Annotated in this window: 15 protein-coding genes and 1 pseudogene; 5 read left to right on the top strand and 11 right to left on the bottom strand. The window is 61.0% G+C overall.

The features are described 5' to 3' along the window. Positions 1 to 482: 482 nt before the first annotated feature. Positions 483 to 1,073, bottom strand: coding sequence for a hypothetical protein (locus ACK4OE_RS07970; protein ID WP_409884173.1), 591 nt, complete (start codon positions 1,071 to 1,073; stop codon positions 483 to 485). Between the two features lie 618 nt (positions 1,074 to 1,691). On the opposite strand from ACK4OE_RS07970, the pseudogene ACK4OE_RS07965 reads away from it, so the two are divergent. Then, positions 1,692 to 2,597 (top strand): annotated as a pseudogene (locus ACK4OE_RS07965) (DDE-type integrase/transposase/recombinase); the annotation flags it as partial. Positions 2,598 to 3,084: 487 nt separating this feature from the next. Continuing rightward, the gene (locus ACK4OE_RS07960) at positions 3,085 to 6,597 is read left to right on the top strand and encodes a beta strand repeat-containing protein (RefSeq protein ID WP_409884172.1); all 3,513 of its coding nucleotides are present in this window, start codon (positions 3,085 to 3,087) and stop codon (positions 6,595 to 6,597) included. Between the two features lie 363 nt (positions 6,598 to 6,960). On the opposite strand, the gene ACK4OE_RS07955 is transcribed toward ACK4OE_RS07960, so the two are convergent. The 10 genes from ACK4OE_RS07955 to ACK4OE_RS07910 form a co-directional block, all read right to left on the bottom strand. Next, on the bottom strand, positions 6,961 to 8,286 hold the full coding sequence (locus tag ACK4OE_RS07955) for an MmgE/PrpD family protein (RefSeq protein WP_409884169.1): 1,326 nt from the start codon (positions 8,284 to 8,286) through the stop codon (positions 6,961 to 6,963). Between the two features lies 1 nt (position 8,287). Then, positions 8,288 to 9,172, bottom strand: a complete 885-nt coding sequence (locus ACK4OE_RS07950; protein ID WP_409884166.1) for an alpha/beta fold hydrolase — start codon at positions 9,170 to 9,172, stop codon at positions 8,288 to 8,290. Positions 9,173 to 9,175: 3 nt separating this feature from the next. Then, on the bottom strand, positions 9,176 to 10,153 hold the full coding sequence (locus ACK4OE_RS07945) for a Bug family tripartite tricarboxylate transporter substrate binding protein (RefSeq protein ID WP_409884165.1): 978 nt from the start codon (positions 10,151 to 10,153) through the stop codon (positions 9,176 to 9,178). A 99-nt stretch (positions 10,154 to 10,252) separates the two neighbouring features. Next, complete coding sequence (gene pcaF, locus ACK4OE_RS07940) at positions 10,253 to 11,458, bottom strand: 3-oxoadipyl-CoA thiolase (RefSeq protein ID WP_409884164.1); 1,206 nt, start codon at positions 11,456 to 11,458, stop codon at positions 10,253 to 10,255. A gap of 13 nt (positions 11,459 to 11,471) precedes the next feature. Beyond that, positions 11,472 to 12,122, bottom strand: coding sequence for an alpha/beta fold hydrolase (locus tag ACK4OE_RS07935; RefSeq protein ID WP_409884163.1), 651 nt, complete (start codon positions 12,120 to 12,122; stop codon positions 11,472 to 11,474). Next, the gene (locus tag ACK4OE_RS07930) at positions 12,073 to 12,666 is read right to left on the bottom strand and encodes a tripartite tricarboxylate transporter substrate-binding protein (RefSeq protein ID WP_409884162.1); all 594 of its coding nucleotides are present in this window, start codon (positions 12,664 to 12,666) and stop codon (positions 12,073 to 12,075) included. The genes ACK4OE_RS07935 and ACK4OE_RS07930 overlap by 50 nt, the downstream gene beginning before the upstream one ends. 65 nt (positions 12,667 to 12,731) lie before the next feature. Continuing rightward, the gene (locus ACK4OE_RS07925; protein WP_409884161.1) at positions 12,732 to 14,795 is read right to left on the bottom strand and encodes a 3-hydroxyacyl-CoA dehydrogenase NAD-binding domain-containing protein; all 2,064 of its coding nucleotides are present in this window, start codon (positions 14,793 to 14,795) and stop codon (positions 12,732 to 12,734) included. Further along, on the bottom strand, positions 14,795 to 16,879 hold the full coding sequence (locus ACK4OE_RS07920; protein ID WP_409884160.1) for an acetate--CoA ligase family protein: 2,085 nt from the start codon (positions 16,877 to 16,879) through the stop codon (positions 14,795 to 14,797). Before ACK4OE_RS07920 ends, ACK4OE_RS07925 begins: the two co-directional genes overlap by 1 nt. 4 nt (positions 16,880 to 16,883) lie before the next feature. Next, positions 16,884 to 17,684, bottom strand: a complete 801-nt coding sequence (locus tag ACK4OE_RS07915) for an enoyl-CoA hydratase/isomerase family protein (RefSeq protein ID WP_409884158.1) — start codon at positions 17,682 to 17,684, stop codon at positions 16,884 to 16,886. 18 nt (positions 17,685 to 17,702) lie between these two features. Next, positions 17,703 to 18,701 carry a Bug family tripartite tricarboxylate transporter substrate binding protein gene (locus tag ACK4OE_RS07910; protein WP_409884157.1) on the bottom strand — a complete coding sequence of 333 codons (999 nt, stop codon included), beginning with the start codon at positions 18,699 to 18,701 and terminating at the stop codon, positions 17,703 to 17,705. Between the two features lie 161 nt (positions 18,702 to 18,862). On the opposite strand from ACK4OE_RS07910, the gene ACK4OE_RS07905 reads away from it, so the two are divergent. From ACK4OE_RS07905 to ACK4OE_RS07895, 3 genes are all read left to right on the top strand, one after another. Then, positions 18,863 to 19,660: an IclR family transcriptional regulator gene (locus ACK4OE_RS07905; protein ID WP_409884156.1), complete on the top strand. Its 798-nt coding sequence runs from the start codon at positions 18,863 to 18,865 to the stop codon at positions 19,658 to 19,660. A 370-nt stretch (positions 19,661 to 20,030) separates the two neighbouring features. Beyond that, entirely contained in the window at positions 20,031 to 21,110 is a 1,080-nt protein-coding gene (locus tag ACK4OE_RS07900; RefSeq protein WP_409884155.1) for a porin, read from the top strand. 181 nt (positions 21,111 to 21,291) lie between these two features. Continuing rightward, a complete protein-coding gene (locus ACK4OE_RS07895) occupies positions 21,292 to 23,661 on the top strand; it encodes a penicillin acylase family protein (protein ID WP_409884154.1) in 2,370 nt (789 codons plus the stop codon). Positions 23,662 to 23,811 lie beyond the last annotated feature (150 nt).

Below are 23,811 nucleotides of genomic sequence, written 5' to 3'. Positions count from 1 at the left end.
ACACGATGACCAACCATCTGAAGGCAGATTTACTCACAGGCTCACTCCCTTGTTTTGAAGGGCTCCATCCTAGCTGGCTACTGTGGCGGCCTTGACTTGTGAGCATCGGACATCGAGCTTTTTTGGAGCAGGCATGGGAGAACGCTCACACGCTCAGATCGCAGTACCACTCCTGGGCGTACCACGCCCGGTCTATGCGCTCCAGACCGGTGAATACGATGGTCCCGGCGCCCAGGCGGGAGATCTTGGGTGTTGGCACTGATGCAAAAGTAAGCCACTTTTGACTCATGTGCCGACGCCCCCGTGAGCCACGCGAGTGGCTCTATCCCCACACGCCTGTTGGGCGAGGGGCGCGGAACAACTGGCGCAGTCGAAGTTCGGCGCGGTGGCTCACTTCGGTGTCGGCGGCAGCAAGCCAGACCGTCGGCATCAGTCTGGTCCAGCCCAAGGCGACCAATCAGCCCTCGCGGAAGGCGGTTGCCTCAACCCGGTGTCTGCCCCGACTTGGTAGACGCCGCGGGCTTCACCAACCGCGTGATCTCACCACCGCACGCGCTGAAGTTGCTGGCGTATTCCTCGGGGTTGTCGAACATCACCTGGGCTTGCATCAGGCGGTCGAGTTCCTGTTTCGCGTAGACCAGGATGCCCGCGCTGTTGCCGCCCGAGGCCCAGGGATAGTCCAGCTCGCGGAACTGGCGCGCGATGTCGCGGTGAATGCGCACATGCGTCTGCTCGTGTTTCATCACGTGCGCATAGGCACAGCTGCCCGGCGGGATCTCGCTGGCTATGCGCAGCACCGGTTTGATGTAATCCAGCCGCACGACGACGCCCTGGCAACTGGTCTGCGGCATCACCGCCAGCTTGGTCTCGACAACGACGTGGCCGAGTTGCGTACCGCTGCGGCCGGCGCCCGCGCCGATCTTCGTCAGTTCGGCGGCCGGTTTGGCGTTGTCCACTTCCGGGTCGGCGAACCAAGCCGCACTGAAACGCACCGCCTTGTCGCAGGGAGGCAGGTTGGCGGACTGCGCCTGGAAGCAGGCGCTGGCCAGCAGCAGAGCGAAGAGGCTTTTCATCGTAATCTTCTGGTTATCGGCAAGACGCGCTCGCCCTGAAGCGGTGGCCGCAAGGCGGCTAGCCTGACCGGGGCGGACAAGCATGCCAGGCGCCGGCTGGTCTCCAGTTGGCGTTTTTCAGCCTCCGATCGCATTGCCTGAAATCGTATTCGACCTGATTTGGCATCGACGCAATGACTCGCATCCCGCCCAGCTTTGGATCAGAGGACTAGGCGCAGAGTGCTCGGCATCGTTGTGACCAGATACCCTGAAGCTCGCGGATAGAGGAGCCGCGCTGTCACCCAAACGCGATACGCGACGCTGTAAACTGGATGGCAAATGGAGCGAAGCCTAAGGCGCTTGAATCATCATGCTAACTCAGGGCCTGCTGCTGCCAGCGAATGCAAACATTCAGCGAGTGCTTTCTCAAACCGCCAGCGGCAGCTCTTGCCTGGTTGCTGTCGCTCAACACGCTGTCGTTGAATGGCTGCTGCGATCGAGAGCAGACAGCGAAAAGTATCATTGGGCGCTTTTCTGCACCCCAAGAACTGACGCTACCATGGTCACTCGTCGACTTATGTTGCCCCCGAAAAGTGGCATTCTTGTCCCTGTTAAAAAAAACCGACAAGGAGTTGAGAAATGAGTGAAAAGCAGGTGCGTGCGCAGTACACGCGGGAGTGCAAGCCGGAGGCAATTCGATAGGTACGAGCAGGCCAGGCCATTTCGGTGGTGTCCATGGCGCTAGGCGTTCCCAATGTCAGCCTGGGCCAATAGGTGCGACTGTCAGGCAAGGGGGAACTGGCCTGTACTGACTACGCCTCAAGGCCGCCAATGTCTCGCTCGAGCAGATGGAGATAGCTCGGCTGCGGGCCGAGAATGCAAGCCTTCGCATGGAGTGCGACATCGCCAAAATAGCCGTGGCGTACTTCGCGCAGGGCACGTTTCGAGGTACGCCTGGATTCAGCAAATGAGCAAGCAGTATTCGGTGTGTGTGTCCTGCCAGGTGCTGGAAGTCAGCGCGAGCGGGTACTTCAGCTGGCTAGGCCGACGAGAGAATGCCCCTGGTCACGGTGGTCCTGCTCGGCGCTGCAGCGACGAGGGCCAGCGGGCACACAGCCGCGCCAACCGCGCCCAGGTCAGGGGCGAATACGCCTGGCCACGCGTGTACAAGGAACTGCTGGCCCGCGGCATCCGGTGGGCAAAGAGCGGGTTTGCAAGCTCATGCAGCAGCGCGGCATCAAGGCCAATACGAAACCGCAAGTTCGTGGTAGCCACCGACAGCAGGCACGGCCTGACCGTTGCGCCCGAACCGGTTCAGCGGCGCTTCAAGCCCGAGGCTCCTAGCTCTGGGCGTGGTGGCGCCGCCGACCGCCTCCCAGGGTGGTATTCCACAGTGACTGTGGCCGCCAGTATTGCAGTGCAGAGTGCCAACAGGTCCTGAAGCACTCGGGCATCCAATCATCGATGAGTCGCAAGGGAAACTGTTGGGATAACGCGCCGACGGAGAACATCTGGGGGTGGGCGAAAACGGCCAGCCTTCATGGATAAAAAATCGCCACTCGTGAGCAGACCGAGCAACTCTGGTACGAGGCACAGCGCAAAAAAGGCCGCGTGAATCGTGGGTCAAGAGCTACACGAAACAGGGGCAATGTCAGCCTGACCCAACTTTCACCAGGGTCGTCACTGCGCTGCATAAGCTAGCGGTAGTCGAAGAATCAACTGCGTTATGGTTATACGGGTTTGCGCAAGCATAGCCCGCGCTCTTACTCTTCATTGCTTCACAAACACTTTCAATTCCCATACGATATGTAGCAATTCAGAGATGTTGTGCGCTAAGCACTTCTTGAGAAGTTGCATTGTTGTTATTTATAGCAACAGAGATAACTCTCCAAGATCCTTTCTTGGCCTTGGCCAACCTTCAGGCGCCATTGCTCTCTATGACCGCGAATATCTCGGGCGGCTGAATAGCCTACCGAAGTTCCACCCTGCCCGTGCATAGCACGCGAGCTTTCGTTCTGTATTGGATTTACCCATGCCGCCCATCCCCAGCCAACCGCAAGCACAGCAGACCAAGAACTTGCTCACCTTGATCCATCGCTGGGGAGCTGTACTGTTACTAGCCTGCCTTGCAGGTTTGGCAAGCCTTAGTCTGCACGCAAGCACAGTGGGTACTCAGGTTGAAATCACGGTGGGCGGCTCACCTGTCTTCCCAGCTGTAGCAGTAGGCCCTGGCATAGAGCATGACTTGGGCGGTGGCGGTGGGAGCAAATTGTTTGATGTCGATCCAGTGGCCTCGACAGTCACGCTCACCTCGAATTTCAGCGAAGAATGGTCTGTTCCCCAGTTCGAGGCCGTTTTCAGTGGTGGGAATCTAAACCAGATCACGAGCATCACACGAACTGGTGGAACGGCCGCGAATGCAGCGAACTACTCAGCGTCAGCAAGCGGCAAGACAATCACCTTTTTCTTACCGCCCAGTCCTCAAAACGACAATGGCACCGTCATTTTCACTTTCACGTCAACGGGCGCCAACACCCCGCCAACCGACATTGCCCTGACCAACACCAGCGTCAACCAGAGCGGCGGTGTCAACGCAGTGGTGGGCGTACTGAGTTCCACCGATGCCGATGCGGGAAACACGCACACCTACACCCTGGTGGCTGGAGCAGGCAGTACCGATAACGCCAGTTTCAATATCAGCGGATCGTCACTGCGTGCAACCAATGCATCGAATCTAGCTGCTGGTACCTATAGCATTCGTATTCGCACTACTGACAACAGCGCTGCATTTTATGAAGAGGCATTCACCATCACGGTGGTCGACGATGTGCCGCCTGCCGTTACCTCCATCACCTTGAATGGATCGCCAGCCAACACAGTTACCAGTGTAGATTTTGTTGTCGCTTTCGATAGCTTGGCCAACAACATCTCTAGCGATGACTTTCAGTTGACCACTACCGGGTCAGCAGCTGGCAATATCTCCAACGTTTCCACTTCATCGGGAACAAGCGTGATTGTGACTGTGAGCAGCATTACTGGTACTGGCACTTTGCGCCTTGATTTAAAGGCAGGAACCAATATCGTGGATGGCGTGGGTAATACAGGCACGGCCGCCTATACCAGTGGCTCAACCCATACTGTTGCTATTCCCACTGCTCCCGGCGCCCCCACCATAGGCACAGCCACCGCGGGCGATGGTCAAGCTAACGTGACCTTCACCGCACCGGCTTCCGACGGTGGCTCACCCATCACCACTTACACAGCGGTTTCCACCCCTGATGGTGTTACAGGCAATTGCGCAGGGCCTGCCGCTTGCACCATCAACGTCTCCCCGCTTACCAATGGAACCGCTTACACGTTCACCGTCACGGCCACCAATGGGGTCGGCACCAGTACGGCTTCAGGTTCGTCCAACGCCGTCACGCCCAAGGGCAACCAGACCATCACTTTTGGCGACCCCGGCGCGCAAAATTTTGGAACTACCCCCACGCTGTCGGCCACCGCTACATCCACGCTGACCCCCACGTTTTCGTCGTCCACCGCCGGGGTGTGCACGATCACTAGTGGCGGCGCCCTCACCTTCGCGACAGCCGGCACTTGCACGATCAATGCAGACCAAGGTGGCAACGGGGTATGGAATGCAGCCCCCACAGTGACCCGATCCTTCACTGTGAACGCGGTCGTGCCCGGTGCGCCCACCATCGGCACCGCAACTGCGGGTGATACTGAGGCCACGGTGACCTTTACCCCACCAGCATTCACGGGTGGAGCGCCGATACTTGCTGGCGGCTACACCGTGACCTCCAATCCAGGCGGGCTTTCCGGCACCGGGTCCAGCTCGCCCATCACAGTGACTGGCCTGATGAACGGGGTTGCGTACACGTTTACCGTCACTGCCGCCAACAGTGCGGGCACAGGCCCCGCCTCGGCCGCTTCCAACTCGGTGATACCAGCCTCACCGCAGACCATCGCCTTCACCGATCCCGGGGCGCAGAACTTTGGGACTTCGCCCACACTGTCTGCCAGTTCCTCGGCAGGCGGTGGTTACGTTGTCGCGTTCACCTCTGCAACGCCGGGTGTCTGCACCATCACTTCGGGTGGCACACTGACCTTTGTGGCGGCAGGCACTTGCACGATTGATGCTAACCAGGCGGGCGATTCCTCCTTTCTGCCTGCTCCCCAGGTCAGCCGGTCTTTCACGGTCAATGCCGTGGTACCCGGTGCCCCTACCAGTCCGGTAGCAACCGCAGGCGATACCCAGGCGAGCGTTGCATTCGTGGCCCCGGTGAATACGGGCGGTACAGCGATTACTGGCTACACCGTAACGGTCAACCCGGCGGTTGTAGCACCTGTGTTCGGCGCTAGTTCCCCCATTGTCGTGACGGGGCTGACCAACAGTCAGGCATACACCTTTACTGTGACTGCAGATAACGTTGCAGGTACGGGGCCGGCATCGGTGGCTTCCAACTCCATCACCCCCAAGGCAGCGCAGACCATTACTTTCGCCAACCCCGGCACGCAGAACTTCGGCATGACGCCGACGCTGACGGCCACGACCGATGCACCGGGTTTGACGCCAACGTTCACTTCCTCGACAACGGGGGTGTGCACGATTACGTCTGGCGGTGCGCTGACCTTTGTGACAGTAGGAACCTGCACGATCAACGCAGACCAACCCGGGAACGGCGCCTATTTGCCTGCGCCCCAGGTGACCCGCAGTTTCACCGTGAGTCCCGTGGTGCCGGGCGCACCGACCATCGGCACGGCGATCGCCGGGGATGCACAGGCCACAGTGGCATTCACCCCGCCAGCCTTCACTGGTGGAAGCGCGATTACCGGATACACCGTTACCGCCAACCCTGGGGGCGCGACTGCAACGGGCGGCGCCTCGCCAGTCACCTTTACGGGCCTAACCAATGGCACGACGTATACGTTCACGGTAACAGCGACCAACGCTGCCGGTACCGGCGTTTCATCGACCGCATCCAACGCGGTAACGCCACGCCTGCTGACGGTGTCGGGTACGCCCCCAGGCATGGCTGGCCCCGCAACGGCGACGCTTTCTGGAGGTGGACCCACTTGCACGCTCGAGGCCACCAGTGGTTTTGCCGGCTTGTCCAACCCCGCCCCGGTGGGCGCGACGATGCCCTATGGAGAGTACGCATTCCAGTCCACAGGCTGTACGGGCACGGTGACAATGACGATTACCTATCCCCAGCCACTGCCTGCAGGTATCCAGTTCTGGAAGTATGGCCCTGCCGCCCCCGCAATGGGTGGTGTAGCGGCGGCATCCACCTGGTTCCAGCTAAGTGGCGCCACGCTTAGCGCTGATCGTCTGTCGGTGACCTACACAGTCACCGACAACGGCGCAGGGGACTCGGATGCAACACCGGGCCGTGTCAGTGACCCCTTTGCTTTGGCCGCGGGCCCTGTGGGAGGGGGTGCTGTGGCCATCCCTGTGGATGCGCCGTGGGCCCTGGGGCTGTTGTCGGCCGTGCTGGGTTTTCTGGGCTTTCGCAAACAGCGGAGCATGGCCAGGGATTGATGGGTGCCAAGGGGGCGTGGGCAATCTCTGATTGGACATTTGGACGGTGCTCACGCTATCCATTTGCTAGACTGCTTTGTATCTCGCGGAGATGATCGAAGATCGTCTTGCGAGTTGCTACGACTGATCCTCATATTTGTGGCAGTCTGCATGTAACCGCTGAAATTGGTCTTCACCCACTCCATTGGGCCGACGAATCAGGGATCAGGGAACTGGAACGATGATCAGCTAGCGAAACGCCCAATGACCGATAACGGCCTTGAGTACGCGCTCGACTGCAAAAAGCGGACGACTGCAATCGCTGCATACCTGTCCTAGAGCACCCGCTTCGAGGCAAATCTAGACTAGGTGATGCTGAGAGAACTAAAGTAAGGTACTACGGCTGTCTAGAGCCCAGATATTCGCCAAAAGGGACCGCGCTTTAGTGTTGCCGATGACAGGTTCGGCAAGCTCCAGAAACTTGCCTTCCAACTCGGCATCCGTGAGGGCCTGCTCCGGATCTCCCTTGCGGTTGGGCTGGAAGTGCGTGAGCCGACGGCCATCCACCGTCTCGATTTCGATGCGCGCAGCCCGCTGCCCAGGGAAGGCAGCATCAAGGGCCGGATCCACCTCGACCGTCATGCGCTCCATCAGCGCGCGCGTGCCCACATCGTCCAGACGGTCCGGCTCGTACGCCGCAAGGCGAACGCTGCCATGCGACAGCGCAGTGGCCACGACATAGGTCAGGCTGAAACGCGCTTCGTTCGCCGTGGTGGGGCGGGTGTAGCAAGCAATGTCGAGAGCGGGACGATAGGTCGCAACCCGCACGCTCTTGATCTGGTCAGCCTGAAGGTTGTGGAGCTGCCGCAGTTCCAGCGCTCCATCAATCGCAGCGAACGTGTGTCCGCAGCCAATGTGGTTCTTGAAGGTCAGCCGCGTAATGTGGAAATCCTGGCCCAGCGTTGCGCCGACGTTGGTCCAATCGGGGCCGTTGCTCATGGCTTGCCCAAGGCCGGTGTCTCCATCCAGCACATCCAGCGATCCGGTCAAGCCGCGCGAGGCCAGTTGTGCGGCAAGCAAGCCCGCCTCGGCGGCGCGCCCTGCGTGCAGTGGCTTGGACATCGAGTCCATGCGGAAAGCCTGCTGAAGCCCTGCCGCAAACGTCGCGGCAGTTGCAAGCGCATGGGCGAACGCGGGGCCGTCGAGACGCATGACTCCGCCCACGGCAGCCGCTGCACCAAAACTGCCTACCGTGCCGGTGCTGTGCCAGAACTTGTAATGAGGTCGGCCCATGACCACTCCGATGCGAGTGGAGACCTCGTACCCAAGCACCACTCCCCGCAGAAATTCGAGGCCGGAGACGCCCAGGTCTTGCCCTGCAGCCAGTGCAGCCGCAATAGTCGCGGCGCCAGGGTGGTACATCGCGTCGCGAAAACTATCGTCCACCTCGGCCGCGTGCGCCGCAGCACCGTTGATGAGTGCCGCTGTGCGTGCCGTACTCGCACGCCCAGTGCCCAAGAGCGCGCGCCCACGGTCGAGGTCATCCGTGAGCGTCTGCTCCAGGATCGCGACGGGTGGCGTATTCAGCCCCGGAAACAGGGATGCGTACCAATCGATCACGGCACGCTTGGCGTGGTGGATCACTTCGTCAGGAAGCGGTTGCCGCTGAAACTCAGTGGCATATCGGGCGAATATTTCTGTAGCGTGCATTTCAAGTTTCCTGATAAGAGGACAGATTTTGATCAAACCACTGCAACAACAGGCTGTTCACCTCGTCTGCCGCCTCGTACTGCACCCAGTGGCCTGAACGGGGGATGACCACAGAACTGCTTGGCCCACGGCGTTGCATGAGTAAGGATGAAGCGGCGTCGGGGTTGGCGGTGACGTCGTGCTCACCCCAGGCCAGCAGTAAAGGTCCGTCGTACCTCGCCAGCAGCGCAGGCAGCTCGGCGGAGCGCGAAAGGCGCTTGCTGTGAAAGCGCGTCTGCAGACATGCCTGCGTATGGATCGCGAGCGCGGTGGCGTCGAGACTGTAAGGGTCATGGAGCATGTGCATCATCAGGTTGTGACGCATGGCGTCGTCAAACTCTGACCAGTCTCCCCGCTCGAAGGCAGGCTTCCAGTTGCGCAGTTCGCCCCGGGGCCGGCGTGCACCTCCATGGCCAGCGGGCCCCAGGAGCGCGAGGCATGAAACGGCAGTGCGCTCGGCCGCCAGGCCCGCAGCGACCAGGCCGCCAAACGAAAATCCGGCCACGCCAACTGGAGTGTCCGGCCCTACAAGCCGGTCAAGCGACTCCCGGGTATGGGCCACCATCGCCGCCAGCGTGTGATCTGACAATGCCGTGGAATCGCCATAACCCGCAAGATCAGGCGCCCACACCGTGTAGCGCGCAGCGAGCGCCGCCACGTTGCGCGCCCAATGCGACCAGTTGCCATGCCCGCCATGCAGCAGTACTACAGGAGTCCCTTCTCCCCATCGGCGCCAAGCCATTTGCCCCCCCGAGCCGCCTAAAAGCACATCGTGGCGGTCCGCCAAACGCTCGAGCTCGTCCACCAGTGGCGCATTTTTCGGGGTGTATGAAAGACCGGTTTCCATCTCTCAATCCATCTTGATGGATTGCTCTTTGACGACCTTGCGCCACTTGACAATTTCGGCACGCACAATGCGCGCGGTTTCCTCAGGAGGATCGAGCGTCACGATCAACCCCTCAGCCCGGGCTCGTTGGCGGAATGCTTCTGTTTCTGAGGCGCGCTTGAGCGCTCCGTAGAGTTGGTTCACAACCGTCACGGGTGTACCGGCTGCCGCGAAAATGCCATACCAGACATCCGCTTGGTATCCCGCAACGCCGGCCTCGGCAAAGGTGGGCACGTCCGGCAGCAGCGGCGAACGCGAACCACTGGTCACGCCCAACGCTCTCAGTTTTCCGCTGGCGATGAAAGGGGCGACGCTAGGCAAGGTGCCAAACCCCACATCGATCTGTCCGGCCAAAAGGTCCGTCACCAGCGGGCTTGCGCCCCGGTATGGCACGTGTATGACGTACATGTGCGCCATGCTCTTGAGCAACTCGGCGGCCAAATGTGTGGAGGTACCGTTGCCAGCTGATCCATATGCCACCTTTCCTGGATTGGACTTTGCTTCCGCCAGGAATGCACGGGCCGATTTGAGCGGGCTGTCGGCCCGAACAACCGCCACATTCGGTGCGCGCCCCAGCAGCATGATGGGCGCGAATGCGGAGTCTGGCGCATAAGGCAATTTCGCAAACAGGCTCGGCACGATCGCTATCGCGCTGGTGTTGAGCAACAGGGTGTGACCATCGGGGGCGCTTTTCGCAACGAAGTCGTTGCCGATCACAGTTCCTGCCCCCGCCTTGTTCTCGACCAGCACAGGTTGGCCGAACTCTCGGGAGAGCGCCTCACCAAGGGTGCGCGCCATGGCATCCGTGCCTCCTCCTGCGGGAAACGGGACGACCAGACGGATGGGCTTGTGGGGGAAGGTTTGTGCAATAGCACCGGACGTTGCCAAGGCCAGCCACAGCATTCCCAGACCTGACATCCACTTGCGGACCATCCGATTCATCTTGTTTCCTTGTTCTTGTCTTGCGCGATGAAGGTTGTGCCCAAGAGCATCGTCTGAAGGCTGTCATAGCCTCCTGCGCGCTTTAGGCTCAGGGGAGGCTCACACCCTCTCCAAGATCAGCGCGATGCCCTGCCCCACGCCAATGCACATCGTGCAAAGCGCGTACCGGCCGCCCGTGTCGTAAAGCTGGTTGATGGCAGTAGTGGCCAATCGGGCGCCAGAAGCCCCCAGCGGATGCCCCAGGGCAATGGCGCCCCCGTTCGGATTAACGCGTGGGTCATCGTCTCTCAGGCCCAGGTCGCGCAGAACGGCCAGGCCCTGCGCCGCAAAGGCCTCGTTCAGTTCAATCACGTCGAGCTGCGCCAGGGTCAATCCAGCCAGCTCCAGAACCTTGCGAGTGGCGGGCGCGGGGCCCATGCCCATGATGCGTGGCGCCACACCGGCCGTGGCCATCGCAACAACACGGGCGCGCGGTGTAAGCCCATGCCGTGCGGCTCCGCTCTCGTCGGCGAGCAACAATGCGCAGGCCCCGTCATTCACGCCCGAGGCGTTGCCGGCGGTCACCGTGCCATCGGGCCGCACCACGCCCTTGAGACGGCTCAGCGCTTCCAGGCTCGTCTCGCGCGGGTGTTCGTCGCGTGAGACCACCAGCACGTCGCCTTTCTTTTGCGGCACCGCGACCGGTACGATCTCAGCGTCAAAGAAGCCGCGTTGCTGCGCGGCGACCGCCTTGCGCTGCGAGGCCAATGCCATGCGGTCCTGGTCTTCGCGCGATATCTTGAAATCCGTTGCCACGTTCTCGGCCGTCTCGGGCATGCTGTCCACGCCGTGCAAGGCCCTCATCTTCGGGTTGACCAAGCGCCAGCCGATCGTGGTGTCCTCAATCTTCGCCGCGCGCGAGAACGCACTCTCGGCCTTGCCCATCACGAAGGGCGCACGGCTCATGCTTTCCACGCCCCCCGCCAACATCAGGCTGGCCTCCCCGGATTTGATGGCCCGTGCGGCGGTGCCCAACGCATCCAGACCCGAGCCACACAGGCGGTTGACCGTGCTGCCGGGCAAGCCCACGGGCAGTCCCGCCAGCAACGCAGACATGCGGGCTACGTTGCGGTTGTCTTCGCCGGCCTGGTTGGCGCAGCCGTAGACGATATCGGCCACGGCCTCCCAGTCCAGGTTCGGATGGCGTGCCATCAGGGCCTGGAGCGGCACAGCGCCCAGGTCGTCGGCGCGCACAGAAGACAAGCTGCCGCCGTAGCGCCCGAAGGGGGTGCGCACAGCGTCACAGATGAAGGCATGGCGGGTCATGATGGCTCCAGGCTTAAAGGGCTTCGGAGGACGCACCCACGGTGCCGTCCAGGAACATGCGCAGCACGCGGTTGAAGCGCTCGGGCTGCTCGATACAGGTCATGTGTGCCGCATCCGCAATCACGGCCAGCGTCGAGTTCGGTAGACGGCGATGCATCTCCAACGACGCCGCCAGCGGTGTGCCGATGTCGTGCTCGCCCACCATAACGAGCGCCGGGCAGCCGATGCGATGCAGGTCATCGGTGGTGTGCACGGACGCGATGGCAGCGCAGCACCCCGTCCAGCCTTCCACATGGGTTGACCCGATCACTTGTGCCACTGCCGCTACTGCGGCGGGCTGAGAGGCGCGAAAGTCTGCGGTGAACCAGCGGCCAATCGCAGGTTGCACAAGCGGCCCCACGCCTTGTCCGCGCGCGACGCGGATGCGTTCGTCCCACACCGACTGGGGCGTGGCGCCGTGCTGGCTGGTGGTATCCGCCAGGACCATCGCCTCAATGCGCTGCGGATACTTCAGCGCAAAGGTCTGCCCGATCATGCCGCCCATCGAGAAGCCGATCCAGGTGGCGGCCTCAATGCCGAGGTGATCCATCAATTGCGCGGCGTCTCCAGCCAGTTCATCCAGCGTATAGGGTGCCCGCTTGCTCGCAGAACAGTGCCGCAGCAAAGTGAGAACTACTGCCAACCCCCGCCGACGAATAGCTCAAAGCCCCTGGCCGCGCCTTGGCCTGCGCCACCATTTCTGCCAAGTTCTTGGCTGGCAAGTCCTTGGGCACCACGATCAAGGCGGGGCCGTCGCCGATCAAAGTGACAGGGGCGAAGTCGCGCAGCGTGTCGTAGCCCGGGTTGCGGAACACCGCGGGTGCCGTGGCATGGGCAGGGGATACGCTGAGCAAGGTACTGCCGTCGGCTGTTGCCGCCAGGACAGCGCGGGCAGCCAGCGTGCCACCCACACCTGTCTTGTTTTCCACCATCGCGGGCAATTTCCAGCGCTCGGACATCGTGGCTGCGATCAGACGCGCCGCCGCATCGGGTACGCCGCCCGCGCCGAAACCGACGAGGAAGCGGTAGCTGGACAGGGCTGGCGGTGGCAGCTCGGAGCCCGCCCCGACTTGTTGTGCCCAGGCTGGCACGGAAACGCAGGCTGCGCCAGCGGGTAGCCACGTCAGCAGTGAGCGCCGGGATGGATGGTGAAGGTGTTGAACTGGCATCTGGATGTCTCCTTGGGCTGTGCTGCCTGGGGCAGTCTGGTGTCGTTGCGCAGTAGCTTGCCGCGTCAGCTTTCGGATGGGAGCAAGACGCGCGGGTCACCGATCCTTGAGCCAGGACCACTGATCTCAGCGAGCCACGCAAAGTCGGCACTCAGCGCGACCTCACCCCGTTCGCGGGCCCAGAACACCACGCCGCCTTCCCAGCGCGGAAAGCCGTAGCCGTTGACCAGGGCCAGGTCCACGTCGGTAGCATGGGAGGCCACGCCTTCGGCCAGCAGCAGGGAGGCCTCGTTGGCCAGCGCTAGCAAGACACGGCGAACGATCTCTTCATCGGAAATGATGCGCGGCGTGATGCCCTTTTCGGCACGTGCTTGTTCGATCAGCGCATGCACGGCCGCATCCACCATGGGCTTGTTGCCCTCGGCATAGCGGTAGTAACCTGCTCCGGTTTTGCGTCCCAGGCGACCAGCTTCGCACAGCCGATCGGCGATGTGCACATAGCGTGCTGCAGGGTCGCGTGTTCCGGCCTGTGCCTGCCGCATACGCCAGGCAATGTCCAGGCCCGACAAATCGGCCACAGCAAAAGGCCCCATCGCAAAACCGAAGTGCTGCAGCGCCGCATCCACTTGCTCAGGCCAAGCACCTTCCTCGACCAGAAACTCGCACTGGCGGCGGTAGGCTGCGTACAGCCGGTTGCCGACGAAGCCGAAGGCATTACCCGTCAGCAGCGGCAGTTTTCCCAGCTTCTTGGCCACTGCCAAACCTGTAGCCAGCGCATCGGGCGCGGTGGCCTGGCCGCGCACCACCTCCATCAAGCGCATGACATTGGCTGGGCTGAAAAAATGCAGACCAATCACGTCTTGCGGGCGCGATGTAGCGGCAGCGATGGCGTCCAGGTCCAGATAGGACGTGTTGCTTGCCAGCACAGCACCGGGACGGGCCAGGCCATCGATGCGCGCGAACACCTCGCGCTTGACAACCAGGTCCTCGAACACAGCCTCGATCACCAGATCGGCCGCGGCGATGTCATTCCATTGCAGACTGATGCGCAAACGGTCCTGGCGCGACTGAGCAACATCGGATGCCATCTTTCTGGCGCTCACGCGGGCGGCGTAATGCTCGCGGATACGGGCGTCACCGCGGTCCAGCGCTGCGCCATCCTGTTCCAGCAGTCGCACGTTGTAGCCAGCGTCCAGCGCGGCGATCGCGATGCCCGTTCCCATGGTGCCTGCGCCGATCACAGCGAGGGTCTGCACCGCGCGGGGTGCTGCACCCACCAGCTCCGGGTGCTTGGCACTTTCGCGCTCAGCAAAGAACTGGTGGCGCAGCGCCGAAGCCTCGCGCGAGGTACGCAGCTGCTGGAAGGCCGCGCGTTCACCGGCCAGCGCAGTGTCGAAGTCTTGCAAGGCCGACGCCCTGATGGACTCAATCGCTGCCACCACAGCCGGGCGGTTTTTGCCCGCCTTCAGCGCAACCGCTGCTGCGTCGGCCACGGCCTGGGTTTCACTGGCAGGGACTGTGAGTTCGCGCACCCGCTGCTTGCGCCCGGCCAGGTTTCGCGCATGCGCCACGGCTGCAGCGCACAGGTCGCTGGCGGCAATCTGATCGACAAGGCCAGCGGTAAGTGCTGCGGCGCTTTTCACGCGCTCGCCGCTGCAAACCATCGCTATCGCACGTGGCACACCCACCAGGCGTGGCAGCCGCTGTGTGCCCCCCGCTCCAGGGATGATCCCCAGCGTAACCTCAGGCAGTCCTACGACGGTCTCGGGTGCTGCGATGCGGGCATCACAGCCCAACGCCAGCTCGAAGCCGCCACCCAACGCTGCGCCGTGCAGCGCTGCGACGAAGGGCTTGGGGCAGGCCTCTATGGCTGCGATCACCGTGGGCAACTGCGGCTCTGCCAGCGGTTGACCAAATTCTCGGATGTCCGATCCCGCGATGAAGGTGGTGCCCGCACCGATCAGCACTGCGGCCGCGATGCGCTCGTCGAGCACCACCTCGTCGATGGCTTTCAAAAGTCCTGCACGCACTACCGCAGAGCCTGCATTGATCGGTGGGTTATCGATCCAAATGATGGCGACATCGCCATCTCGCTCCAGGCGAACCTGGGCCGTTGGGTTGGAGGCCATCAGGCCAGCACCACCACGCCGTCGGCCGCGCGGACGCCTTGGCCTTGGGGCAGCACGAACACCGGGTTGATCTCGGCTTCGACCAAGCGTTCGCCAAGCTGGGCCGCCATGTGCGAGAAAGCCACAATGGCTGTGACCAGCGCATCGACATCGGCCAGGGGCCGGCCACGGAAGCCGTCCAGCAGCGGCCAGGTCTTGAGCTCCTGCGCCATGGCCAGCGCATCGGCACGCGACAGCCCGCCGGTGGGTGGCAGCAGCCGCATGGTTGTGTCCTTGAACAACTCGGCCGTAACGCCACCCATGCCCAACAGAATGGCTGTACCCAGTGCGTCGCGGTGCATACCCAGAATCAGCTCGGTGCCACCGCCGACCATCTCCTGCACGAGGAAGCGCGTTGGAAGGACGCCAGCCTTGGCCTCGACCTCCGACGCCATCGCAGTGAGGCGCGCACCGATGGTCTCGGCCGACAGGTTCACAGCCACACCGCCCACGTCGCTCTTGTGCGTGATCTCGGCCGAGAGAATCTTCAGCACCACGCGGCCACCCAGCTCGCGCGCTGCGGCCTCGGCCTCGGCGGGTGACGCAACGATGCGTTCGCCCGCACAAGGCACGCCGAAGCGCGTGAACAGCTGCTTGGCCTGGTATTCGTCCAGAGAGCCTGTCGGCAAACCGTCCACCGCAACCGCCGCTGCAGGCGCGCTGGACTCGACCTGAGGTTTCAACTCCGCCGCCTGGAACATGGCACGCAGTGCCGCCGTGCAGCTTTCCGCAGCTGAGAACGCAGGCACGCCACGTTGCGTCAGCAGCGCACCCACTTCAGGCGCATGTGGGCTGACGTAGGCGATCACTGGCTTGTCAGAGTTCGGCAGGCAGTCCTGGATCGCGCCAGCCAGCAGCTCAGGCATGGCCAAGCTGGAAGAGCCTACGATGATGGTCAGGGCGTCGTAGCTCGGGCTCTTGAGCAGCACATTGATGGCACCGCGCAGCAGGTCTGGCTTAAGGCCCGCCAGCGTCACGTCGATGGGGTTGCGGTCCAGCACGGCATGGTCGCCGGTCTGCAGTGCGCGCAACGCCTCAGCTGTGGCTGCATCGGGCGCGGGTGTGTCGAAACCGGCCATGCCCAGATCGTCGGACACCAGCGTACCGGCGCCACCGGTAGAGGTCAAAATGGCGACGCGTTTTCCATGCAACTTGCGACCAGTGGCCAGGGCCGCAGGGATGTCCAGCAGGTCACTGAAGGTTTGCGCGCGGATCACGCCGACCTGCTTGAACAGCGCGTCGTACATACGGTCGGCCCCAGCCAGCGCGCCAGTGTGCGACACAGCAGCCTTCGCGCCGGCCTCGGAGCGCCCAATCTTGAATGCCACCACCGGCTTGCCCGCGCGCGCCGCCTTGAGGCAGGCGCTGCGGAACTTGGCGGGGTCGCGCACAGTTTCCACATACAGCGCAATCACCTTGGTGGCTTCGTCATCGGCCAAGTGGTCGATGAAGTCGGCCAATTCCAGATCCACCTCATTGCTGGTAGAGATCAACTTGGACAAGCCGACGCCACGCGCCGCTGCACGCGACAGCAGCGCGCCCAGGATGCCACCACTCTGCGAGACGACACCAATACCGCCCACTGGGAAATGCTCCATCTCCAGCGCACCGGTAGCCGACAAGACAATGTGGTCGGTCAAGTTGACGAGGCCAATGGTGTTGGGGCCCAGGATGCGCATGTTCCCCGCCGCCTCCATCAGTTGCTTCTGTCGGCGTGCGCCATCCTCACCGGTTTCTGTGTAGCCGCTGGCGAGGACAATGGCCGCCGCAGTGCCTCGGGCAGCGAGATCCCGCACAGCGATGTGGGCGCGCTCTGCACCCAACAAGACGATGCCAACATCAGGCACTGCCGGCAGCGACGCGATGTCCGGGTAGCACACCAACTCACCGATGCGGTCCACTTTGGGATTGACCGGGTAGATGTCGCCGGCAAAGCCGTGCTTCAACAGGTAGGAAACAGGGCGGCCTGCGGTTTTAGCGGCATCAGCAGATGCGCCAATGATGGCCACGCTGCGTGGCTGGAGAAGTCGGGAGATGGCGTTCATGGGATTACTCTTTGCTGGCGGTTGCCGAAGCCTTGGCAAGAAAGGCCATCACCGAATCGCGGTGCTCTGCGCTCGTGTAGCAGATGCCTTGTGCCTGGCTGCCTTGGGCGAATACCTGTTGTGCCGACATCTCGAAGGTTTGGTCCAGGATCGTCTTGCCCAGCGCGAGGGCGGTGGCCGAGCCCTTGCTGAGTTCTGCCGCCCAGGCCTGCGCATCGGCCACCAACGCTTCAGCCGAGGTCTTCCGATCTACGATGCCCATGGACAGCGCCTCGTTTACGTCGACCTTGCGCCCTGTAAAGATCAGTTCCTTGGCCTTGGGAAGCCCGACACGGCGAGGCAGAAAGTACATGCCACCGCCATCGGGAATGATGCCGCGGTGGATGTAGGACCAGGAGAAATTCGCCCATTCGTTGGCGATGATGAAGTCGCACGCAAGTGCTGTATCTGCTCCCAATCCGGACGCTGCGCCATTGACGGCGGCGATGGTGGGCTTAGGCATCGTGTGCAGCAAAGTCTGCGTGTGGTGCACACGCTGCTGGCGGTGCCAGCCGTTGAAGGCAATTTCCCCGGAGGGTGCCTTCATGCGGCGCTCCATGCCAGAGATGTCCCCCCCGGCGCAAAAGCCCTTGCCATTGCCGGTGAGGACCAGCGCCCGGATCGATTTGTCCGCGCTGACATGCTCCAGTGCCGCGATGAACTCGGTGCGCATGTCGTCGCTCATCGCATTGCGTTTTTCAGGGCGATTCAGCGTGAGCGTCGCGATGCCATGGGTGACGGTCAGTTCAATGAGTTCTGTGGTCATTTTCAGCTTTCGAATTGTCTAGTCGTTGGTGATCTTGTTGTCCTTGACGACCTTGCGCCAGCGAGCTTCCTCGCCCTTGGCATAGGTGTCGAACTCCTGGGGCGTACTACCCTTTACAACAAGGCCTTCTGCTTCAAGCTTCTTGCGGAATGCCTCTGTGTTGACGGCCTTTTTGGCGGCGCTGTTGAGCTTCTCGATGATGTCGGGCGGGGTACCAGCAGGGGCGAACAGCCCATACCAGCTATCGGCCACATATCCTGGAACACCACTTTCAGCGACCGTAGGAACTTTGGACAAGATGTGCGAGCTGGACCGCGTCGCAGTTGTGACTGCCAAAGCACGCAACTGCCCCTTGTCAATCATGGTGCCCACAGCCGCGGCTGTGGCAAACATCACGTCCACTTGGCCACCGAGCAGATCTGTGAGCGCGGGTCCAGCACCGCGGTAGGGAATGTGGATCAGGTTTGTATCTGTCAAAGTCTTGAAGAGTTCACCCGCCAGGTGTGCTGAAGTCCCCGCCCCCTGCGAAGCGAATGACAGCTTTCCAGGCGACGCCTTCGCCGCGGCGATGACGTCCTTCACGGATTTGTAGGGGCTGCTGGCCCGTACTACCAGAACATTGGGCGAGACGCCCACGAGCATTACGGGTGCAAAGGCTGTGTCGTGGTTGTATGGCAGCTTGGGCTGGATACTGGGATTGACCACATGCGCTACCGTCGCCATCACCATCGTGTATCCATCGGGTGGGCTCTTGGCTGCGGTATCGGTACCAATGATGGTTCCAGCGCCTGGTTTGTTGTCAATGATCACTGGCTGGCCAAGTTCTTGACCCATGACGACTGTCATGGATCGAGCGACCAAGTCTGTGCCTCCACCCGGGGAGAAGGGCACGATGATGCGGACGGGTTTTTCGGGAAATGCAGCGCTGGCAGGGGCAGCATAAAAGCCACTCAAGACGACCGCAGCGGCGATGACCGATGTAAAGCGCGAACGCGCAGAAAGCAAGGACTTATGCATTTCTTTGTCTCCATTTATTAGGGATTTGACTAACAGCAAGTGGACTCAAGGAGCGGCATGATCGGCCGCCTCACTCACAGGGCAAGATTAAGAGAACGCCCTCTGCGGTGCACCCCCTGAATTCCACTGGATGGAAATGAAATTCCTAAACTCGGATCAAAATGACCCTACCTGCCAGCAGTGCGGCGAGACGCAAGAACCATGAGGAGCCCACGCTGAACAGGTCGTTGGAGCGTGGGGTTGAGATACTCAGGGCGTTTCGGCCAGGCGCTGATCTGCTCGGAAATGGCGAACTGGCCGAGCGCACCGGTCTGTCCAGGGCGACCGTCAGCAGGTTGGCGCAAACCCTTGTTCAATGCGGGCTGCTGGAGCATGACGCAGCGCATCGCGCATACCGTCTTGCCGCCCCGGTATTGAGCTTTGCACATGCCATGCGGTCCGGTTCAACAATACTGCAAATTGCAGCACCCATGATGCGCACTGCGGCGGAGAAGCTACGCGTCAATGTGGGACTGGCAGTAGCAGACCGCGAGGAGATGGTCTATCTGGAATCCATCCGATACAACAGGAAGGTATCGCTTCGAAGCGTTGTGGCGGGCCAGCGTGTGCCCATCGAACTCACGTCTCTGGGGCGTGCTTACCTTTGTGCGGTTTCCGAGCCTCAACGACGCGAGCTAATGACCAGGATCGGGCAGCAGCGCTTATCCGGCTGGAAGGCCATTCGTGAAGAGATACTTGCTGCGGTGCAACTGTTCGCCAGAAAGGGCCATTGCACAGCATCTTGGCAACCGGAGGTTGTCGCCATTGCAATCCCTATCGTCACGCCTGTTGGCTCTATCTACGTGCTCAACATGAGTGTCACCACTCAACAAAGCGTGTTGGAGATTGAGTCCGAACTGAGCGCGCCCTTGAAAGCCCTCGCCGAGAAAATAACCGATTCAGTTCGGCGACTTGATTGAAGCTGTGAAGCCGCATGCATCTTTGCAATCCTGCCCTGAGCGGGGCTCGGAGCAAATCAATCTATCAGGCCAGCAGCGAGCCTGACGGCAGGGTTCTCCTGCCCAGCCAGTCACTACGGTGCAACATGCAGTGCAACATTTCCCGAGGGCTTAGCAGCGCTCGGGTGCCTTGAAAGCATGCCGTTCAGCTGACCCGTTCCATCCTTTGGAATGGAGTGGATGCCTTTACTTGCCCCTCTCCCTAGACTCCTTTTGGGCTCACTAGGTAGTCCACAGATCAACGTTCTCCAGTTCGCGTCAACTGCCTGCTGCAAAGCTGGGCCGCAGAACCTGGGGTTGGAGATCGCTTCAAAATCAAAGGAGACTTCACATGGGATCACTTCCAAGGTTTGGCCTGACGGCCATGTTCGGCTTGCTCGCCGCAGGCTCTGGCATCGCGCATGCACAGAGCAACATCACCCTCTACGGCGTAGTGGATGCAGGGCTGCGTCACGCGCGAGGCTTGGAGCCGACCAACAATGGTTCGGCCGGTTCTTCGACGGCGCTGAACAGTGGCATCAACACCACCAGCCGCCTTGGATTCCGGGGAAGCGAGGACCTGGGCGGTGGGCTTAAAGCCATTTTCAATCTGGAATCTGGCATCAACGTGGACACAGGTGCAATGTCCAACGCCACTAAGCAGTTTGACCGCGCCTCCTGGGTAGGTCTGCAGGGTGGTTGGGGAACATTGACGCTGGGGCGCCAGACCACCCTGCTGGCAGATGTGGTGTCTGCGACAGACCCCTTGGGAAGTCGGTACGCGGGGTTCAATCCGAACATAGGCACGGCAGCACTGAGCGCGCATCGACTTGGCGGAGAGTACGGCCCAGCAGGCGCTTCGACCGGTGCCTATCGCCTCGACAACGCTGCCAAGTACGTGGGTCGATTCGGCAATTTCAGCGTGCGAGCGATGCATGCCCTGGGTGAGCAAAGCGGCAGCGAATCGAAGCTTTCCTCTTCGGGATTAGGGGCAGGTTATCAAGCAGGCAACTACAACGCAGCGCTGGCGTACTCTGAGTTCAAGAACATCAATGGGCTCACGCTCAAGGGCTATGTAGGCGGTGTGGGTGCCAAACTCGGGAATGGCAAGCTATCGATCACGTACGGCAGCCACGAGGCGCAAACCTCGGCCACCGCTACGACACGGAACAAGACTCTAGGAATTGGCGGCACCATCCCGTTGACTGGGAACCTGGACTTGGTTGCCGCCTACTACCGCGTTGACCGCAGCCGTAGCGATGCCATGGACGATGGTTTTGGTCGCCTGATTGCATTCCTTGAGTACAAGCTCTCCAAGCGTACTCTTGCGTACATCGAATTGGACCACACCAGTTGGAAGGGTGGATACCAAGGCGCGGGCTTCAAGAGCAGTGGTACGGGAGCGTCCGTCGGGATCAAGCACGTCTTCTGATCTCCAAAGATCTGGTGGGATCGGTGGCCATGCAGCGAATGCATGCGCAACGCCACGCCTGAAGCTCCGCCCCCCGAGCACCCTCTTGCTTGACGTAGAACCACGGGCGACCTGAGCGAGCGCTTCCCGAAGACTCGCCGTTCGGGATCTCACGTGCCTCACAAACCTATATCGAAAAATGATGACAAAAACCAAGTCAACAACTTCCCAGTCCTTCAAGCCGCAAACGAAGGCGCCAACGATGCGGGCGACTATAGGGATTGCTCTGGTGGCAAGCCTGGCCGCTGGGTGCGCTACCACTCAAGCTCCTGAGTCACTGAACGCCACCATACGCAGAACCGAGTTTGGCATACCTCACATACAGGCCGAGAACTGGAAGAACCTGGGGTTTGGTGCGGGCTATACCCAGGCACAAGACCGAATCTGTGATCTCGCCGAGCTCTATGTGACAGCGCGCGCAGAACGCTCCTACTATTGGGGCGCAGGAAGTGGCAATCTCGAAAGCGATTTCTATCGGCAACGCCTTATAGACAGCGGTGTGACCCCTGCTCTAATGAACGAGCCAAAAATCTCATGGGATCGCGACTACCGAGATCTGGTTCGCGGATTCGTCTCAGGCTACAACAAGTATGTGCGCGAAACTGCCCCAGCCCAGCTGCCCTCCGCCTGTCGTAATCAGCCGTGGGTAAAAGAGATTACGGAGATTGACTACTTTCTGAACAGGGCTGCAGGCCGAAGAGGCCCGCTCGACTATGTTCCAGAGATCGCAAATGCTGCCCCTCCCGTGATGGGAGGCCCATTGGCAGCAGATTCGCAGAATGTAAATGTCGAGCTGGCCAGTTTTGACAGTTCCGCTGATGAACATGCCACTGTGGATGGCAGCAACGGTTGGGCCCTAGGGCCTACAACCACGCAAAGCGGATCAACAATGCTGCTTGCCAGCCCGCATTGGCCGTGGGCAGCATTCAACAAACCAGGTTTTTGGGCTCAGCGCGTGACGATGGCGCACATGACCATCCCCGGCGAGTTCAACCATATCGGCGTATCGCGCCTCGGGAGTGCGGTACAACAAATCGGTCATAGCGAGCACATCGCTCGAACCCACACCGTTTCCGCAGTGCAGCGTGACGTCGTCTACAAGCTGAAGCTTGATCCTAAGGACCCGACACGCTATCTCTACGACGGTCAGTCGAGAGCAATGGAGCGGCATCCAGTGGCCGTTCGTGTTCGTGAAGGAGACGGCAGCATCGTATTGCAGAGGCGCACCCTCTATTGGACGCACTTTGGCCCCGTCCTGCAGAGCAAGGATCGACTTTGGGATGCGTCCACCGCCTACACCCTTCGCTCAGTCATGACAGCTCTTGAGCGATTGAAAGTTGAAGAACACAAACTAGCGCTTGATCGCGCGAAATCAACCTCACAGGTGCTGGAGGTCCTATCCAAATACCAGGTGCAGGACACGAACACCATTGCCATTGATCGTCAAGGCAATACCTTGTTTGCTGATATTGGAAATATCCCGCACTTGGACAACGCTCTCATTGAGCGCTGCGGGTCTACTCGTCAACTGGACGGATCAAGGTCGGAGTGCGAATTGGGCACCGATCCAGACTCTGCCAGAGCAGGTATCTTCGGACCGAAACGTGGCGCAGTGGTTCATCAAAAAGCATATGTCGCCAATAGCAACAACCCCCCGCGTTACGCAAACCCAGACCATCCGCTGATGCACCTGGACGACGTATTCGGAAAGCCTGGAGTTCCACTGACCTTACGCTCTCGACTTGGACTCCAGCTGATCAGTGAGCGCTTGGCTGGCACCGACGGCATGCCTGGTAGGCGCTTTAGCTTCGACAATCTACAACAGATGTTCTTGCGCACACGCGTGCATTCTGCCGAACTGGTTTTGGATGATCTGCTTAGAGCATGTAGTCAGCGACCGGATCTCACCCTGGAAAATGGCAGCAAAGTCGATCTGCGCAAGGCTTGCACAGTCCTCTCCAAATGGGACCGTACCTACAAGGTGGACAGCAAGGGCGGACACATTTTCAGGGAATTTGTCAGGGAAGGTGGGCTGCAGTTCTCAGATAGCTTGGACCCGGCGCGACCTCTCACTACACCGCGCCAACTGGACACCAACAATCCGGTTGTCCTTCAGGCTTTGGGGCGTGCCGTGTCTCGCCTTCAGAGTTCAGGCATTGCTTTGGATGCAGATCTGGGCAGCCTGCAAACCGCTCGTCGTGGCGATGCCCGCATGTCGGTGCCCGGTGGAGCCTCCAATGATGGAGTGTTCAACTACATGGACGTATCACCATTAACTGCCGGCACCTACGAGGCTAAGGGCGCTACCGGGCTTTTCTATTTCGTCGAGCTTGGCCCAAAGATCCGCAGCCGCGGCATGTTGATCTACGGCGTTTCCTCCGATCCGGAATCGCCGCATTTTGCGGACCAGATGAAGGCCTATAGCCAAGGCCGGGTCATTGATTGGCGCTTCGATGAGGCAGACATAGCCTCCGATCCAGCCCTCCGCACGCTGACTATATCGGGCCATTAACGCGACGCATAGACCAGAGGACGTAGGGACTGGTGCGGCCAGGCAGTTCCTCTTCCAACATCTGTGTTGCCGCTATGGATCGAGAGCGAAAGAGCACCTACCAGTGTTTGACAAGGTGACCACATGGTCTCATTTGGGTAGGTCAAGCAA

The sequence above is a fragment of the Acidovorax sp. genome (assembly GCF_046314175.1).
Lineage (GTDB): Bacteria > Pseudomonadota > Gammaproteobacteria > Burkholderiales > Burkholderiaceae_C > Acidovorax.
Note: the sequence above shows the minus strand (reverse complement) of the source record. Positions and strands in the feature narration are given on the sequence as shown.

Excerpts from the sequence above, each read along its gene's own strand:
- ACK4OE_RS07970 (WP_409884173.1), bottom strand. The coding sequence starts at position 1,073 with ATGAAAAGCCTCTTCGCTCTGCTGCTGGCCAGCGCCTGCTTCCAGGCG.
- ACK4OE_RS07960 (WP_409884172.1), top strand. The coding sequence starts at position 3,085 with ATGCCGCCCATCCCCAGCCAACCGCAAGCACAGCAGACCAAGAACTTG.
- ACK4OE_RS07955 (WP_409884169.1), bottom strand. The coding sequence starts at position 8,286 with ATGCACGCTACAGAAATATTCGCCCGATATGCCACTGAGTTTCAGCGG.
- ACK4OE_RS07950 (WP_409884166.1), bottom strand. The coding sequence starts at position 9,172 with ATGGAAACCGGTCTTTCATACACCCCGAAAAATGCGCCACTGGTGGAC.
- ACK4OE_RS07945 (WP_409884165.1), bottom strand. The coding sequence starts at position 10,153 with ATGAATCGGATGGTCCGCAAGTGGATGTCAGGTCTGGGAATGCTGTGG.
- pcaF (WP_409884164.1), bottom strand. The coding sequence starts at position 11,458 with ATGACCCGCCATGCCTTCATCTGTGACGCTGTGCGCACCCCCTTCGGG.
- ACK4OE_RS07930 (WP_409884162.1), bottom strand. The coding sequence starts at position 12,666 with ATGCCAGTTCAACACCTTCACCATCCATCCCGGCGCTCACTGCTGACG.
- ACK4OE_RS07925 (WP_409884161.1), bottom strand. The coding sequence starts at position 14,795 with ATGGCCTCCAACCCAACGGCCCAGGTTCGCCTGGAGCGAGATGGCGAT.
- ACK4OE_RS07920 (WP_409884160.1), bottom strand. The coding sequence starts at position 16,879 with ATGAACGCCATCTCCCGACTTCTCCAGCCACGCAGCGTGGCCATCATT.
- ACK4OE_RS07915 (WP_409884158.1), bottom strand. The coding sequence starts at position 17,684 with ATGACCACAGAACTCATTGAACTGACCGTCACCCATGGCATCGCGACG.
- ACK4OE_RS07910 (WP_409884157.1), bottom strand. The coding sequence starts at position 18,701 with ATGCATAAGTCCTTGCTTTCTGCGCGTTCGCGCTTTACATCGGTCATC.
- ACK4OE_RS07905 (WP_409884156.1), top strand. The coding sequence starts at position 18,863 with ATGACCCTACCTGCCAGCAGTGCGGCGAGACGCAAGAACCATGAGGAG.
- ACK4OE_RS07900 (WP_409884155.1), top strand. The coding sequence starts at position 20,031 with ATGGGATCACTTCCAAGGTTTGGCCTGACGGCCATGTTCGGCTTGCTC.
- ACK4OE_RS07895 (WP_409884154.1), top strand. The coding sequence starts at position 21,292 with ATGACAAAAACCAAGTCAACAACTTCCCAGTCCTTCAAGCCGCAAACG.